Origin of the sequence: Nocardia sp. XZ_19_385 (assembly GCF_015355755.1) — a bacterium.
In the GTDB taxonomy this organism is placed as follows: Bacteria; Actinomycetota; Actinomycetes; order Mycobacteriales; family Mycobacteriaceae; genus Nocardia.
Window position 1 is genome coordinate 2,406,368 of sequence record NZ_JACVEE010000001.1, and the last position, 15,383, is coordinate 2,421,750.

The following is a 15,383-nucleotide window of genomic DNA, read 5'->3' on the forward strand; positions in this document are numbered from 1 at the left end:
ACCTGCCGCCAGGCCCGCACCAGCGGCGGACGATACTGCGTCGATATCGCCATCAGCCGATCCTCTGCGGTAGGAACATCGTGAGCAGCTGGGTGATCACCAGATTCAGGCAGAAGGTGGCGATGACGCCGATCACCACCGCCGAATTCACGGCATTGGCAACCCCTTTGGGGCCGAGCTCGGTTTCCAGGCCGCGCTGGCAGGCCACCACCAGCACGACGATCCCGAAGACCACCGATTTCAGCAGCGCCACCGCGAGATCGGCGAGCGAGGCGAACGCGCTCAGCGAGGACATGTAACTGCCCGCGGTACCGCTCTGGAAGCCGACATTGATGACGTAGCCGGTCCCGATGCCCATGAAGATGATCAGGATGCACAGCAGCGGCGCGACCAGCATCATCGCCGCCAGCCGGGGCACCACCAGCCGGCGCACCGGGTCGATGCCCATGGTGCGCAGTGCGTCGATCTCGTCCCGGATGGTGCGCGCTCCGAGGTCGGAGGCGATGGCCGCACCGGCCGCACCGCCGAGCAGCAGTGCCGAAACCATCGGCGCCCCTTGCCGAATCACGCCGAGCCCGCCCGCCGCGCCGGTGACCGAGGTGGCGCCGACCTCCTGGGTGAGCGTCCCGACCTGCACCGCGACGATGACGCCGAACGGAATCGCCACCAGCACAGCGGGAATCGCGGTCACGCTGACGATGAACCAGGACTGCAGGACGCTGTCGCGCCACGGATGACGCAGGGCGATGAGGTCGCGGAACAGCCAGCGAAAAGCCTCTTCCGCCAAGGTGAGTGCGCGACCGAAGGTGCGCAGCGCGCTACTCGTCGTATCGATCCCCCAGCGCGCCAAGCGGGCCGCCGGCTCCGGTAGTCGCTTCAGTGCGCGCTCTTGCAGTTCGATCATGAAGCCCCCGTGCCTGGTGTGTCTCACGCCACAGTCGATTTAAGCGACTGGCGCGCCAGTCTGTCAATAGATCGTCTGGGACAGAATTCATCAATGACCTTGATCGAGCGCGTAAATGGGGTCAGAACGCCGCAAAGGGCAGCTACGGGCTAGTGAATTAGCCGGAATACTGTGCTATTAAGGAGGATTGGTGCGCTCAGAACGTCTCAGTCAGTTGGCCGAGCAACAGAGACGGCGAGCGAGTCAGCGCGCCAGGCGAATTCGCAGCACTCCGCCGGCCTCGGTGCCCGCGAGCAATTCATCGGTCCGCCCCGGCACCGCGACCACCGCCGTCATCGGCTCCGTGCTGAGCACCGTGCACACGCCGCCGGACGCGGGGTCGATCCGCACCAGCTGACCCGACACGGTGGTGACGTAGAGCACGCCGTCGCCGTCGACGTGCAGGTCATCGGCGAAATCCGGAATACCCAGAGAAGTGGACAGATCCGCGAGCACGGTCCGGTGCTCCGGAGCGGCGATCGAGAAGCTCAGCACCCGGCCCAGCGGATTCCCGTTCGAGGTCAGGTAGATCATCTCGCCCCGCACCACGATGCCGTTGGCCCCGGTCCCCGCGGCCCGCGCGGTCCAGTCCTTGTCCAGCACGCCATCCCGGCCGATCCGGATGACACCGGACCCGGTGGCCGCCACATAGAGGTTGCCCGCGCTGTCGAAGGCCGCGCCGTTGGGCATGGTGAAGCCGGACGCGAACACCTCCGGACGCGGATCGGCGGCATCCGGATCGAAGCGGAGCACACCGCCCGGAATCACGGCACTGCTCGGCGCGTCGCCGTAGACCACGTAGAGCAACCCGTCCGGTCCGAGCCGGACCGCGCCGGGGAACGCCACCGGCACCGTGGCGGTCAGCTTGCCGGTGTTGTCATAGCGCTGCACCTCGTTGCGGTACAGCCGCGAGACCCACAGGTTCCCCCGGCGGTCGTAGCCCACGTTCTCCGCCCAGTCCAGTACCGGCGTACCGGCGGGCAGCGCGGTGGTCACTCGGGCGGGGGCGCAGGTCGAGATCGGATCGGCGGCCGCGGCGGGCAGCGCCAGACCGGCTCCCGCGCAGCTCAGAGCGACGATGGCGGCGAGCTGGCGCACAAACATTCCGATTCCTCCCGATACCGCGAACGCGCCGAAGTCTAATGGCCCCGTCGCCCCGGTGCCCTCCGGTCGAGCAGGCCGCAAATGACCGGCCGGTATTCCCCGATGAACTCCCCTGACACGCAGCGGGTTTGACAGTATCGATGCATGCCATTCTTCGACGGAGCACGTGGCCGGATGCACTATCGGCGCTGGCCCGCGGAGAACCACACCGCCGCGCTGCTGCTACTGCCCGGTATCGGCCAGCATTCCGGCCACTACCACCGTTTCGCCAAGACGGTGCGGGCCGCCGGAATCGAGATGTGGGCACTCGACACCGCCGGTCACGGGCTCAGCGAGGGCGATCCGGAAAACCCCGGCACGCTGGCGGAATTGGTCGCCGACGCGCTGCGCCTGATCGAACTGGTGCGCGCCGAGCTACCCGCGGCCCCGCTGCTGCTGATGGGGCATTCACTGGGCGCGGTCACCGTGCTCGGCCTGCTCGGGGCGGCGGTGCCGGACCCCGGCTCGGCCGCGGATCCGGGCGCGGTGGCGGCGAATCGCCCGCTGCTCCCGAGCGTCGAACCGACGGCGCTGGCGGGGTTGGTGCTCTGCGGCGTACCCAAGCGCGCGCTCGGCGGCGGCTCCCCCGGCGCGCTGGGTACGCCGCTGCCGCGCAGCCTTCCGATCCTCGCGGTGCACGGCGTGGAGGACCGCCGGGCGCCGATCGATGCGATACGGGACTGGACTGGCCGCCACAACTGGGTAAGTTTGGTCGAGTACGACGATGCCGGGCACGACCTGCTGCACGAACCGGTGCACGCGCGGGTCGCCGCCGACATCGCGGAGTGGATGCGGGAAGTCGTGGAGCCGGCGGGTGTGGCCGGCTCGCGCGGCGGCGAGGTGACAACGTAAGGGGGATGTGGTGCAGCCGAATACGACAACCTTGAACCAGGCCGTCCAGGAGGGTGAGCTCTGGATCGACGGTGTGCTGGTCGCCGACGGCGCGCACGAGAAGTGCGCGCAACGCTACGAACTGCTCGCCGAACAAGTCGAAGGCCAGATCGAGGTGCTGCGCGCGGCGACCACGCTGCCCGGCTTCGGCGGGTTCGACTCCGGCGCCGCGCTGCGTGGCGGCTTCGAGAGCAAGGCCGCCGAGGCGCTGACCAAGTTGCAGGATTACGCCACCGCCGCCCGGGAACTGGCGCAGACCTTCCGCGCCGCCGCCGCGGCCTACCAGCGCGGCGACGAGGAACTGGCGGTCGCCGTCGGCCGGTTGGAAGAAGCGGGAGTGCCCAATGCGTGAAATCCAGGTCACCACCGAGCGCTGGCCACACACCCGCACCGACCCCGACTATGTGCCCAGCGTGGAAATCTTCGACAACATCACGCACAAGGAGATCCACGACAAGGTCCAGCTGATGGATCCGACCGTGCTCAGCGCCGGGCAACAGGCCTGGCAGCAGACCGCGACCGGGCTGGCCGACGCGGTCACCGTGGCACACACCGAGATTCGCGCCACCATCGCCGACGGCTGGCGCGGCGCGGCGGCGCAGACCGCCGCCGACGCGGTGCGCGCCTTCGAACAGCAGGGCAGCCAACTGGCCGACGTGATGTCGACGGTGGCCCAGCGGCTCGGCCAGGCCGGGGATGCCGCCGAGAGCTTGCGTTCGGCGGTCGGCATTCCGTCGGACGAGCAACCGGATCTGTCCGCGGCGCTGCTGGATCCGAATCAGGCCACCGGTAATACCGCCCTGCAGAAGGCCTCCGAGCACGATCGCCAGGATGTGGTGGCGGCAATGGAGAGCATCTACACCAACGCCTTCATTCAGAGCGGAGCCGCAGTACCCGCGTTCCCCGACACGACGGCGGTCGGCGCGCCGGTGGCGACCACTAACCCGAGTTCGTCCGCCCCGGCCCTGCAAACTCCGGCGCTCGACACGGGAAGCCCTGCGGTGCAGCCGGTTTCGACCATTCCGGCGACCACACAGCCCGCGGCGGCGACACCGGCGGAGCCGACGACACCCGAGCCGGAACCAGCCGAGACCACGCCCGCATCGGTGCTGCCGGTCGCGAGCCTGCCGAGCGCGGTGGTCCCGGGCGACACCGCGCCCGCTTCCACGTCCACCATTCCGTCCACCACCGCCACCGCACCGACCACTCCGGTCGCGGCGGCCACGCCGGAACGCCTCGCTCCCACCCCGGCCGCCGCGCCGGTCGCCCCCGCCGCGGCGGCGCCGACCCTGCCCAGCGGCTTCGCCACCTCCGCTGCCAGCGCCGACGAGGAACGCAAACGCGAGGAACGCAAACGCGACACCAGCACCGACGCGGTCACGGGTGCGGGTGTCGGCGCCATGGGCGGCCTGATGGGCGGCGCCATGGCCGCGGGCGGTGACACGCCTCGGCAGGGTGGCAGCGTCGGATCCCGCCCGGCCCCCGCTTCGTCGCAGGACGACGAGGACGAGGACGACGAATTGCATTGGGCCGACGACGAACTCACCTTCCTCGAACCCGCCGATGAACCCCGGGAACTGATCGGCTCGATGGATCCGACCACGCCCCCGGTGGTCGGCGAATGGACCGAACTGGAGTGAACGCCCCTGTGTCACCCGCGAGTTCGGCCATGAACTGGACTTTGACTCCCGACCAGTTCGCTCTGGCCTGGTCCCGTACCGACGGCGACCGCATTCCCTATCCGCTCGCGGTCCGGCTCTCGGCCCGCGACACCGCCGAGCGCGCGGCTCAGCTGCCCGCGCTCGACGAATGGTGTGACCAGGTGCTCGACGCCGAATTGGCGGCGGCGCTGCGGGCGCTGGCCGATCCCGCTGTGCGCGTGGAGATTTTCGGCGAGCGCCAGGCCGGTGATCCGGCTGTCCAGTCCCGGCAGGTGCGTCAGGAGGCGCTACCCGGCACGGTCGGCCCCCCGGTTCCCGTTGCCGAGCCGGACGACTTCGACGACGAATCCGCCCGCCCTGTCCGGATTCTCGGCGCCGTCTCCGGCAATATCGCCGTGGTCGCCGCGCAGCGCCCCGGTGCCACACCCGACCGCGGCGGCGACCTCCGCCTCTTCGTCACCACTCCGAAAAGCCTTGCCTCCCGCATGGTTTCGATGCTGCCCAAGAACTCCCCCGGCACCCTGTCCCGGTTGACGGCTCCGCTGTCGAAGGTCACCGAGGACAGCCGCGACATGGTCACCATGCAGGTCGCGGGTCCCGCCACCCCGGCGCGTATCCGCAAGCTCCTCAACCATCCGCGCGACGGGATCGGCCAGATCGTCGTCTCCATCCGCCGTCCCGACGGCGACCTGCGCCCCTTCGGGGTGCTGTGCTGGATCGATGTCCGCGCCGACGGCCGCTACACCGTCCGCACCGGCACCGACGTCGACATCACGCCGGTCGACGCGGAAGGTTTCCGGGATGCGCTGCGGCCCATGCTCACCGCGGCGGAGAAGAAGACCACCGCCTACGCGCAGGCCTGGTGACGCCCCGCGAAGTGACCTGACTCACGTGCTGTCACAACGATCTCGGCTGCGGTGTCTTGATGTCGAACCTGGAAACAGAGGAGAACATCATGAACATCGCACTGTGGATCACCGCCGGACTGCTCGCTGCGGCAGCTCTGGCCAGCGGCGGCGCCAAAGTGTTGCTGCCCAAGGAAAAGCTGAGCGGCAAGCCCGGCGGAGAGTGGGCCGCGGACTCCAGCGACAGCTTCATCAAGACCCTTGGCGTCCTGGAAGTCCTGGCCGCGGTGGGCCTGATCCTGCCTGCTGTGCTCGATATCGCGCCCGTCCTGGTGCCGGTGACCGCTGTCGCCTGGATCCTGCTGATGATCGGCGCGATGATCACCCATCTCCGGTACGAGGGTGGCTACAAGTTCGCGGTGGCGAACGCGGTCTATCTCCTGCTCGCGGCCTTCATCGCCTGGGGCCGATTCGTCCTGGAGCCCTTCGCCTGATCGGCGACTGAGATCATTGAGGCCGCCGGCAAGCAGTGCCGGGCAGCGACGGAGAAGGATCGACAGATGAGCGACCACGCCAGCAACCCGGCGACCGACAGTTTCGTCGCGCACCGCAACCTGCTCTTCACCGTCGCCTACGAGATGCTCGGGTCGGCCGCCGACGCCGAAGACGTGCTGCAGGAAACCTGGCTGCGCTGGGCCGAGGTCGACCTGAGCACGGTCCTCGACGAGCGCGCCTACCTGGTCCGCATCACCTCCCGCCAAGCGCTCAACCGGTTACGCAGCCTGAAGCGCCGCAAGGAGTCCTACGTGGGCCCGTGGCTACCCGAGCCGCTGCTCACCGCGCCGGACGTGGCCGAGGATGTCGAGCTCGCCGAGAGCCTCTCGACCGCGCTGATGCTCGTGCTGGAAACCCTCTCCCCCACCGAGCGGGCGGTCTTCGTGCTGCGCGAGGTCTTCGACGTGAGTTACGACGAGATCGCGGCCTCGGTCGACAAAACCCCCGCCGCGGTCCGCCAGATCGCGCACCGCGCCCGCCAGCACGTCGACGCCCGCCGCCCCCGCTCCACGGTCACCCGGAGCCAGACCAAGGCGGCCCTGGAATCCTTCCAGCGCGCCCTCGAAACCGGCGACCCGCAAAACCTGCTCGACATCCTCGCCCCCGACGTCGTCCTGCTGGCCGACGGCGGCGGCATCAAGCGCGCGGCCGCACGGCCGATCCTCGGCGCCGACAAGGTGGCCCGCTACCTCATCGGCGGCGCGGGCAAGGTCAAGGGCCGATACGTCTTCGTCAGCACCGTGGTCAACGGCCAACCGGCACTCGCGATACATCTGGACGGCGAGTTCGACGGCATCATGACCATGCGCGTCGAGGACGGCAACATCACCGGCCTCTACTTCGTCCGCAACCCGGAGAAGCTGACCCACGTCGAAGCCGAAACCCAGTTCACCCTGCGCTAGCCTCCATCGTAAGACGCTCCGTCTTACGATGGAGGCATGGCGGACACAATCACCATTCGGACGGATGCGGAGACGGAACACGCCCTGGAAGTGCTGACGGCCGATGGGCAAACGCGGTCGGCTGCTATTCGCGCGGCTGTCTTGGGCGAAGCTCGTCGGCGGGAACGGCTCGCCGATATGCAGTGGGAAGTACTGAACATCCCCCTGGGCGAGCTGGACGGAATCAACCTCGGTGACGAGATCGCACGTGAGCGAAGCGGCGAACTGTGATCTACCTCGATTCCGCGGCAGGGGTGAAATGGACGCGCGCGTACGCAGCCTCGCGCGCGCGGTCCTGCCGGCCACCGTGCGATCGCTGGACGCCCTTCACTTGGGCACTGCGTTGACGATTGCCAACGAGCTAACTGCGTTCGTCACCTACGACAAGCGGTTGGCGGAGGCGGCTACCGCCGCAGGACTGACAACCTCGGCTCCCGCCTGATCCGAGCGGCCTCCGCGGGTAGCGCCAGGTCCAGCACCGGATGCATGTTCTGCAGGGTGCCCGCGCGGCCGAGGATGAGCATCGACCGGATGTCGCCGAAATGCTTCCACGTCAACGAGTTCGGGCCCAGTGGCGCGGACACATCACCTGATCGAGAATACCGGCCGTACTCAGGTGAGTTCGGTGACGATCACGGCGAGCGCGAGCAGGGTGTCCAGGACCGCGCAGAATTCCGCGAGCGATTGGGACACAACGCGATTGGCACGGAGGTGATAGATGTCCCAGGCAGTGTGGCCCAGCAGTCCGGCCGCGACGAGGTAGGCGCCGAGCTGCTCGTTCACGACCAGGGCGGTGAGCGCGACCGCGCCGAAAGCGAGCATGGCCAGGCCCTGCACCGTGATGTCGCGATGCTTGATCACGGCGTAAACCGCGACCGGGACAGCCAGCACGAGAAGCACTGCGGTGCTGTCCAATCCGGCGATCTTCGCGACGGTGATGATGATGAAGGTGCCGAAGAACAGCGGCCAGGCGACGGACTGCCGGCCGAGGGCGGCGGCCCCCAGGTAGATCATCGCCGAGGCCGCGATGATCTGGGCGAGGTCGACGCCGGTGGCCAGGTCGTGGGCGGTGAGGGCGGCGAAGGCGATGGCGGCCAGGGTGGGCCAGCGGCGGGCCGGGGCCCACTGGCGGGTGAGAGTTGTCATGGGTCCACGGTCCGGCCGCGGCCGACCCGGCTCCAGGGCGGCGGCCAGAGATGTCGGTAACCCTGGGATTCGTGTCCGCGCGACTAGGATCGGGAGGGTGAACGAATCGCTCGTCGTGGTGGTCGGCTACCACGGCGTCGAACTGCTCGACATCGCGTGCGTGACCTCGAGCCTGGACATGGCCAACCGGATGGGCGCCGCGCCGCGCTATCGGATGCTGGTCGCGACGCCGGGCGGTGCGGCGGTGGAATGCAATTCCGGGCTCAGCCTGCCGGGTCAGGAAGCGCTGGAGCAGTTCAACGAATCCATCGACACCCTCATCGTTTCCGGCGGCCTCGGTCACTGTGACGCGGCGGCCGACGCGAAGATCGTCGGCCACGTCCGCAGGCTCGCCCGCCAGTCCCGCCGCGTCGCCTCGATCTGCACGGGCGCCACGGTGCTCGCCGCCACCGGGCTGCTGGACGGGAAAAGCGTGACCACGCACTGGTTCTACGCCGATCAGCTGGCCAAGAGCTACCCGAAAGCGCAGGTCGACCCGAATCCGATCTTCGTGCGGGACGGGAACGTGGCCACCTCCGGCGGCGTCACCAGCGCTCTCGATCTGACCCTGGCGTTCATCGAGGAGGACCACGGCGCGGAGGTCGCGCGGCGGGTGGCGATGGGCCTGGTCACCTATCTGCGCCGCCCCGGAAGCCAGTCCCAGGTCAGCACTTTCGTGGCGAGCCCGCCGCCGGAACACCCGCTGGTCCGCCGGGTCGTCGAACACATCGGCGCGCACCTCGACGGCGATCTCGACAGCCCGTCACTGAGCGTCGTCGCCGGCACCAGCGAACGCCACCTGACCCGGCTGTTCGTCCAGGAGCTCGGCGAAACCCCCGGCAAATACGTGCGCCGTACACGTGCCGACACCGCCGCCCGCCTGCTCACCTCCACCGGCCTGCGCCTCGACGAGATCGCCCAGCGCTGCGGTTACCGCTCCGCCGAGACGCTCCGCCAAGCTTTCACCACCCAGTTCGGCCAGTCGCCCTCCACCTACCGCGCGGCGCGCCGCCCCCTGCCGACCTGAGCGCGGAGCTCAGCTCAGGCGGAGGAACCCGGCCAGGTCGGGGAGGTCGTCCGGGGTGGTGGGTAGGTATTCGGTCAGCAGCGGCGAGCGGATGATGACCGCCTTCCACATGGCGCGGCACAACGCCGAGTGCATGAGGCCGCGCGACAACAGGAACGGCATCCCGAAGGGCGCGTCGGCGGGCGTGGAGGTGGTCATGGACAGCAGGACCACGGCCGCTTCCCGGCCCCGGAATCGATCCGGCGTGCCGACCAGCACATCCTCGATCTTGGCGCGCGCCAACAGCGTTCGGATCCGCCCGACCTGCGCACTGTAGGGCGCGACGACGAAGATGTCGTGCGGATGCAACCGCCGCGTCACCGCTCCGACCGTCCATGACGTGCCGAGCAGCGCCCGGATCCGGCGCACCACTTCCTTTGCCTCGGCGACCGATTCGGTGGTGTTGCCGTAGTGCTCGACCAGCACGGTTTCCACGCCCGGCGGCACACCATCGAGTTGTCTTGCCAGCGTGACGGTTTCGTTGGACCGCAGTCGATTGTCGTAGCAGACCCGCGAAATCGGCTCGCACACCCGCGGATGCAACCGCCAGGTCCGGTCCAGGAAGTAACCGCGCTCAGCGGGCAGCACGGCGCGGCCTTCGGCGAGCCAGCCGAGCACCGATTCCCCGACCGGTTCCGGATGCGCGCCATGGGCCGGGGTGGGCACGGGATCGCCGAGTAGCAACAGGTTTCGCGCACTCAGCCCGACCGCGACGGTCTCGGCGAGCGCGAAACTCCCGGCGTCGGCGATCACCAGCAGGTCGAGCCCGTCGTGCGGGATCAGGGTCTCATCGGCGAAATCGGCTGGCGTGCCGCCGATTACACAACCGTTGACGGCGTTGTCGAGGAACCGGCGGTACTTGCCCGCGTCGATCACGGCCCACTCCGGTTTCACCGCCTCGACGTCTTTCTTGCCGACCAGTTCGGGCAGCACGCCGATCTCCACGACCGCGTCGAGCATGTTCTCCACCGTCGAATGCGCGTGCGCGACCACGCCGATGCGCCATTTCTGCCGGGTCACCAGGCGTTCGATGACGCGGGCGGCGGTGGAGGTCTTGCCGGTGCCGGACGGTCCCTGCACCGCGATGTAGGAATGGTCCAGATAGCGCATGGCGGTGGTGATCGCGGCCGCGTGGTCGCCGTGCACCTCCGGCAATCCACCGCCACCGCGCAGCCGCGGCGCCCGCCGCGCCAGGATGTCGAACACCGCCTCGCACGGGATCTCGGGCAGCGTCACCAGCAGTTGCTGGGCGGCGAGTTCGACTGTGCCCTCGACGTTCGCGTCCCAGGCGGGCAGCCCGGGTGCGATCGCGGTGGGCAGGTCGTCGTAGGGTTCGCAGCCCTCGGGCAGCAGTTCCTCCAGCCGGACCGTGTCGTCGAAGTTCGCGTCCACCGAACAGCCGAGCACGGTGGCCGTCGCGGTGGCGCGCTTGCCGACTGCGGTGCCGGCGCCCGTGGCCATCGGCTGGTCGTAGAGGGTGTAGACGGTGGTGCCCGGAGTCAGCGCGACCCCGTGCGCCCAGCCGGTGCCGATCCGCCCGGTGAGGGTGAGGTAGCGGCGCATGGTCGGACGGTTCAGGCTGTGATGCCATTTGGTGTCGACAGTGCCCCAGTCGGCGACGAGAACCCCCGGCGCTTCGGCCCATTCGTCCACCGGATGGTCGAGCCGGTCGGCATGCGCCAGGCGCAGCGGCTGGCGTTCGCGCCGGTGGTAGCCCAGCACCGCCGCCATCAGGGCGGCCGGATGCGGTGTCGCCCCAGCGTCTTTGCGTTCGCCGCGGACGGTCGGCCGCAAATCACGGTGCGTCGCCGCGAATTCCGTGAGCGCCGCCTCCAGCGAGGACGGTCGTGCACCCGCCGCCTTGTCATCGTGACGCGGCACCGGACTCACCGGGCCCACCGGCAGTGCGGCAGCCTCCGGCGGCGTCTCGGCGGCGCGTTCGAGCAGCCAATCCCGCAGGCGCAGCACGGTCACGCAGTCCGGCTCGCCGGCACTCGCCGCGCCCAGCAGGTGCCGTAGGGAGTCGAGCCGATAGGACTGCGTCCCGACGACCACGGCGCCGCGCACGATCGGATACAGGTCGACCAGCACGCCCGCGTTCAGCAGCTCCTCGACGAGTTCCTCACCGGCGCCCAGGCTTCCGGCGCAGCGCAGCAGCGCGTCGCGCACCGCGCGGCCATGGTGATAGACCCGCATCGCCGGATACTGCTGCCGTTGCCGCGCGAGATATTCGACCACCTCCGCCAGCACTCGCCGCTGCTCGGCCACCGCGTCCGGCCCGGCCGGTACCCGGAACGACAGCCGCACCGCGTCCGCCCCGCCCACCTCGACAATGCACGCCGGCCCGGGCACGTCCGCGACGGTCAGCGCCAGATCACCGGGTGACACCGGCGGCAAGGCGCCGAGTGCGAGCGCGTCGAGCAGCGTGTGCGCGGGCCGTCCGGAATCCCCGGGCTGCAACTGGATTCGGGCTTGCCTGCGCAGCGTCGCGAAAGTACGCGGCGGCACCCCGGTGACGGTCGCGTCCAGGCCCGCCAGCCGGTCGATGGTGGCGACACCGGCCTCGCGCAGCCGGGCCCGGGCCGGGCTCGGCATGCCCGCCACCAGCATCAGATCCCGGGCGGCGGTGAGCGCGGTCGTGCAGGTTTCGCAGTGCCCGCAGGCGAGATAGCGCGGATCGCCCCACTGCACGGGCAGCAGCTCGCTCAGTTTTTCGTCCAGAATCCGGGCTAGTCTGCGCCGCCGCGCCTGATACACCGGTACCAGGTCGGTCAGCGGGAAATCCGTTGCCGCTGTATCCAGATACAGCCGGATGGTGGGCGCGGTCAGCGCCCCGCTGCTGTCCAGCGCGTCCGCGCAGGCCGCGAGTTCGAGTGCGGCGCCGACCAATTCGGCCTGGCCCGGCGCCGTCCCCTGCACCGTGTAGCGCACCCGATGACCCGCCCGCACCAGGAAATCGCAGGAGCAGGCGAACGAACCGTCGAAGAAGGTGGCGCCGGCGATGACGTGCACGCCCGACCGCAGCGCCGCAACGGTTTCCGTGTGCGCGGCCCGCAGCGCGGCGACCCGGACCGCGGGATCGGCGGAATCGGTGCGCGCCGAGGGCGCCTCGACCATGGTGGCGCCGAACCGATCTCGGAAATCCGCGAGCCGCAGCAGCGCGGCCTCGTCGAAATCGGCGGCGACGCCCCCCAGCACCTGCGGCTCGGAATCCGGTGCCGCCGAACCACTCAGGTAACCGAGTTGGGCGTCGAGCCGCCGCAGCAGCTCGAACTCACAGCGCGCCGCGCGTACGAGATCCACGGCGTTGCAGACGACACGATCACCGAACACGAACAAACGCGGCCTCCTGTGTCTTCGCCGGACACGGACCGCAACACTTTAGCCAGCCCCAGTGACCTCGCGGAACTCCGCCCCTGATCAGAAGCGCGGTTTGCGCCGTTCGGTGCGCTTGGCCGGAGCCCGATCCGGGCGCGGGCCGCGGCTGTACGAACGCTGCGGACCACCGTCGTCCAGCGTCAGCTGGATCAGCTGACCGCTGATCCGGGTGCGGCGCAACGCCTCCAAGGTCTCCGCGGGCATATTGGCGGGCAGCTCCACCAGGCTGTGATCCGGGCGGATGCTGATGTGCCCGAAGTCACTGCGGCGCAGTCCACCCTCGTTGGCGATGGCGCCGACGATGGCGCCGGGCACCACGCGATGCCGCTTGCCGACACTGATCCGGTAGGTCGCCAGCTCGGCGCCGGAGGTACGGGAGAAGCTGGAGCCGGCGCGCTCGTCCTCGAAGCTGCGCGGCGGACGATCAGCGCGCGGCTCCCGATCGCGGCGCGGCCGCTCGACCGGCTCCGGCTCGGGCTCCATCAGGAAGTTCTTGCCGTCGTAGGCGCCGACCGCGAGCGCCGCGGCAATATCGACCAGCGGGGTGTTGTGCTCGCGCTCGTAATCCTCGATGAGGCGGCGGAACAGCGCGACATTGTCCGAGGACAGGTTCTCGGTGATGGCGTCGCCGAACTTGGCCACGCGCTGCGCGTTCACGTCGTCGACGCTGGGCAGCTGCATCTCCGCCAGCGGATGCCGGGTGGCGCGCTCGATCGCCTTGAGCAGATGCCGTTCCCGCGGCGCGACGAACAGCAGCGCCTCACCGCTGCGGCCCGCGCGGCCGGTGCGGCCGATGCGGTGCACGTAGGACTCGGTGTCGTGCGGGATGTCGTAGTTGACCACGTGCGAGATGCGGTCCACGTCCAGGCCGCGCGCGGCCACGTCGGTGGCGACCAGGATGTCGAGCGCGCCGGACTTCAGGTGCCCGATGGTGCGCTCACGCTGGTTCTGCGCGATGTCACCGTTGATGGCGGCGGCGGAGAACCCGCGGGCGCGCAGCCGCTCGGCCAGCTCCTCGGTGCCCTGCTTGGTGCGCACGAAGATGATCATCGCCTCGAACGTCTCGACCTCGAGGATCCGGGTCAGGGCGTCCAGCTTGCGCTGATGCGAGACCTGCACCCAGCGCTGGTTGATATTGACGTTGGTCGTGGTCTTGGTCTTGACCGTGATCTCGACCGGATCGTTCAGGTACTGCTTGGAGATCTTGCGGATCGCCGAGGGCATGGTCGCCGAGAACAGCGCCACCTGCTTGGTGCGCGGGGTGTCGGCGAGGATGCGCTCCACGTCTTCCTGGAAGCCCATCTTGAGCATCTCGTCGGCCTCGTCGAGCACCAGGTACTGCAGCTCGGAGAGGTCGAGCGTGCCCTTCTCCAAGTGGTCGATGACGCGGCCCGGCGTGCCGACCACGACGTGCGCGCCGCGGCGCAGGCCGGCCAGCTGCACGCCGTAGGCCTGGCCACCGTAGATGGGCAGCACGTTCAAGCCGGGGATGTGCGTGGCGTAGCGCCCGAACGCCTCGGCGACCTGGATCGCGAGCTCGCGGGTGGGCGCGAGGACCAGCGCCTTCGGGGACTTGCCGGCGATCTGCAGACCCATCAGGATCGGGATCGCGAAAGCGGCGGTCTTACCGGTGCCGGTCTGCGCGAGACCGACTACATCGGCGCCGGCGAGCAGCGGCGGGATCGTCGCGGCCTGGATGGGCGAGGGCGTCTCATAGCCGACGTCGGCGATGGCCGCCAGCAGGCGGTCATCGATTCCGAGATCGGCGAAGGTCGGGCCGTCACTGATGTTCCTGTCGTTGTCGCCAGGAACATCTTCCAGAACGCTGTCGACCTCATTGGTGCTCATTGACCAGGAGTTTACTAGCTTCGGGTAGATGTCCCGGCCACCGGCCCAATACGGTGTGACCTATGGCTCCGAATGCTTCGCCCGCACATCAGGACCCGGCCATAGCCGACACCCCCGTCGCGGTCGCGGTGATCCAGTTCGCGCCGGGCACCGATCCGGCCGCCAACCTGGCGGCACTGCGTGACCATGTCGAGTCCGCTGCCGGGCGTGGCGCACGGGTGGTCGTGGCGCCCGAGTACTCGATGTTTGCCGTCTCCCGGCTGGACGAGCGGGTGGTCGCGGTCGCCGAGCCGTTGACCGGGAAGTTCGTCACCGGGCTTGGTGCGATCGCCCGCGAATTCGGCGTGCATCTGGTGGCCGGGATGGTCGAGCAGGACGCGGATCCCGGGCGGATCCGGAACACGCTGGTGGTACTGGATCCGGCCGGGGAGCTCGTCACGCGTTATCGGAAGGTGCACCTCTACGACGCGTTCGGGCACCTGGAATCGGATGTGGTGCACGCGGGCGCGATCAAGGAGCCCGCGATCTTCACCGTCGACGGGGTGAGCTTCGGTCTGCAGACCTGTTTCGATCTGCGCTTCCCCGAGGGGTTCCGCCGCCTCGCCGCCGCGGGCGCGCAGGTGCTGGTGCTCCCCGCCCAGTGGATCCCCGGCCCCGGCAAGGTCGACCAGTGGACGACGCTGCTGCGGGCGCGCGCCATCGAGAACACGGTCTACGTGCTGGGCGCCGACCAGTGCGGATCTCGCGGTGCGGGGTCTTCGATGATCATCGATCCGACCGGCAAGGTGCTCGCCGAGCTCGGCGACGAATCGGGCGTCATCACCGCTGAGGTGAACCTGGCTCAGCTGGCGGCGGTGCGCAAAACCAATCCGAGCTTGGCTTTGCGCCGATTCGCGATCACAGATAAAGACGCGGAGTAGCGTTTTT

General features: G+C 69.2%; 15 protein-coding genes. 9 read left to right on the forward strand and 6 right to left on the reverse strand.

Translation table 11 applies throughout. The features are described 5' to 3' along the window. Positions 1-52 precede the first annotated feature (52 nt). Together IBX22_RS11385 and IBX22_RS11390 are read right to left on the reverse strand one after the other, a co-directional pair. Positions 53-904, reverse strand: coding sequence for an ABC transporter permease (locus IBX22_RS11385; RefSeq protein WP_194815243.1), 852 nt, complete (start codon positions 902-904; stop codon positions 53-55). A gap of 243 nt (positions 905-1,147) precedes the next feature. After that, entirely contained in the window at positions 1,148-2,047 is a 900-nt protein-coding gene (locus IBX22_RS11390) for an SMP-30/gluconolactonase/LRE family protein (protein ID WP_194815244.1), read from the reverse strand. A 144-nt stretch (positions 2,048-2,191) separates the two neighbouring features. On the opposite strand from IBX22_RS11390, the gene IBX22_RS11395 reads away from it, so the two are divergent. The 7 genes from IBX22_RS11395 (at position 2,192) to IBX22_RS11425 (ending at position 7,210) form a co-directional block, all read left to right on the forward strand. Beyond that, positions 2,192-2,938: an alpha/beta hydrolase gene (locus tag IBX22_RS11395; protein ID WP_194815245.1), complete on the forward strand. Its 747-nt coding sequence runs from the start codon at positions 2,192-2,194 to the stop codon at positions 2,936-2,938. Positions 2,939-2,948: 10 nt separating this feature from the next. Beyond that, positions 2,949-3,329 (forward strand): hypothetical protein, encoded by a 381-nt coding sequence (locus tag IBX22_RS11400; protein ID WP_194815246.1) that lies wholly within the window; start codon positions 2,949-2,951, stop codon positions 3,327-3,329. Beyond that, positions 3,322-4,617 (forward strand): hypothetical protein, encoded by a 1,296-nt coding sequence (locus tag IBX22_RS11405; protein WP_194815247.1) that lies wholly within the window; start codon positions 3,322-3,324, stop codon positions 4,615-4,617. Before IBX22_RS11400 ends, IBX22_RS11405 begins: the two co-directional genes overlap by 8 nt. Positions 4,618-4,646: 29 nt before the next feature. Next, on the forward strand, positions 4,647-5,504 hold the full coding sequence (locus IBX22_RS11410; RefSeq protein ID WP_194815248.1) for an ESX secretion-associated protein EspG: 858 nt from the start codon (positions 4,647-4,649) through the stop codon (positions 5,502-5,504). Positions 5,505-5,593: 89 nt separating this feature from the next. Then, positions 5,594-5,977: a DoxX family protein gene (locus tag IBX22_RS11415; RefSeq protein ID WP_194815249.1), complete on the forward strand. Its 384-nt coding sequence runs from the start codon at positions 5,594-5,596 to the stop codon at positions 5,975-5,977. Positions 5,978-6,043: 66 nt separating this feature from the next. Beyond that, positions 6,044-6,940 (forward strand): RNA polymerase sigma-70 factor, encoded by an 897-nt coding sequence (locus tag IBX22_RS11420; RefSeq protein WP_194815250.1) that lies wholly within the window; start codon positions 6,044-6,046, stop codon positions 6,938-6,940. A gap of 36 nt (positions 6,941-6,976) precedes the next feature. Then, the gene (locus tag IBX22_RS11425; RefSeq protein ID WP_194815251.1) at positions 6,977-7,210 is read left to right on the forward strand and encodes a hypothetical protein; all 234 of its coding nucleotides are present in this window, start codon (positions 6,977-6,979) and stop codon (positions 7,208-7,210) included. A gap of 173 nt (positions 7,211-7,383) precedes the next feature. Here IBX22_RS11425 and IBX22_RS11430 read toward each other — a convergent pair whose 3' ends face one another. Both IBX22_RS11430 and IBX22_RS11435 read right to left on the reverse strand, forming a co-directional pair. Beyond that, entirely contained in the window at positions 7,384-7,563 is a 180-nt protein-coding gene (locus IBX22_RS11430; protein ID WP_375540217.1) for a hypothetical protein, read from the reverse strand. Positions 7,564-7,591: 28 nt separating this feature from the next. Next, positions 7,592-8,125, reverse strand: coding sequence for a hypothetical protein (locus tag IBX22_RS11435; protein ID WP_194815252.1), 534 nt, complete (start codon positions 8,123-8,125; stop codon positions 7,592-7,594). 97 nt (positions 8,126-8,222) lie between these two features. Here IBX22_RS11435 and IBX22_RS11440 point away from each other — a divergent pair, with 97 nt between their 5' ends. After that, positions 8,223-9,191, forward strand: a complete 969-nt coding sequence (locus IBX22_RS11440; protein WP_309234540.1) for a GlxA family transcriptional regulator — start codon at positions 8,223-8,225, stop codon at positions 9,189-9,191. 9 nt (positions 9,192-9,200) lie between these two features. Here IBX22_RS11440 and IBX22_RS11445 read toward each other — a convergent pair whose 3' ends face one another. Together IBX22_RS11445 and IBX22_RS11450 are read right to left on the reverse strand one after the other, a co-directional pair. After that, positions 9,201-12,563 (reverse strand): AAA domain-containing protein, encoded by a 3,363-nt coding sequence (locus tag IBX22_RS11445; protein WP_309234541.1) that lies wholly within the window; start codon positions 12,561-12,563, stop codon positions 9,201-9,203. 87 nt (positions 12,564-12,650) lie between these two features. Next, positions 12,651-14,456: a DEAD/DEAH box helicase gene (locus IBX22_RS11450; protein WP_194815255.1), complete on the reverse strand. Its 1,806-nt coding sequence runs from the start codon at positions 14,454-14,456 to the stop codon at positions 12,651-12,653. Between the two features lie 62 nt (positions 14,457-14,518). Between IBX22_RS11450 and IBX22_RS11455 the strand changes: the two genes are divergently transcribed. Further along, positions 14,519-15,376, forward strand: coding sequence for a carbon-nitrogen hydrolase family protein (locus IBX22_RS11455; protein WP_194815256.1), 858 nt, complete (start codon positions 14,519-14,521; stop codon positions 15,374-15,376). The last annotated feature ends 7 nt before the right edge of the window (positions 15,377-15,383 follow it).

Coding starts and splice junctions, on each gene's coding strand:
- IBX22_RS11395 (WP_194815245.1), top strand. CDS start 2,192: ATGCCATTCTTCGACGGAGCACGTGGCCGGATGCACTATCGGCGCTGG.
- IBX22_RS11385 (WP_194815243.1), bottom strand. CDS start 904: ATGATCGAACTGCAAGAGCGCGCACTGAAGCGACTACCGGAGCCGGCG.
- IBX22_RS11425 (WP_194815251.1), top strand. CDS start 6,977: ATGGCGGACACAATCACCATTCGGACGGATGCGGAGACGGAACACGCC.
- IBX22_RS11390 (WP_194815244.1), bottom strand. CDS start 2,047: ATGTTTGTGCGCCAGCTCGCCGCCATCGTCGCTCTGAGCTGCGCGGGA.
- IBX22_RS11410 (WP_194815248.1), top strand. CDS start 4,647: ATGAACTGGACTTTGACTCCCGACCAGTTCGCTCTGGCCTGGTCCCGT.
- IBX22_RS11435 (WP_194815252.1), bottom strand. CDS start 8,125: ATGACAACTCTCACCCGCCAGTGGGCCCCGGCCCGCCGCTGGCCCACC.
- IBX22_RS11420 (WP_194815250.1), top strand. CDS start 6,044: ATGAGCGACCACGCCAGCAACCCGGCGACCGACAGTTTCGTCGCGCAC.
- IBX22_RS11450 (WP_194815255.1), bottom strand. CDS start 14,456: ATGAGCACCAATGAGGTCGACAGCGTTCTGGAAGATGTTCCTGGCGAC.
- IBX22_RS11405 (WP_194815247.1), top strand. CDS start 3,322: ATGCGTGAAATCCAGGTCACCACCGAGCGCTGGCCACACACCCGCACC.
- IBX22_RS11415 (WP_194815249.1), top strand. CDS start 5,594: ATGAACATCGCACTGTGGATCACCGCCGGACTGCTCGCTGCGGCAGCT.
- IBX22_RS11455 (WP_194815256.1), top strand. CDS start 14,519: ATGGCTCCGAATGCTTCGCCCGCACATCAGGACCCGGCCATAGCCGAC.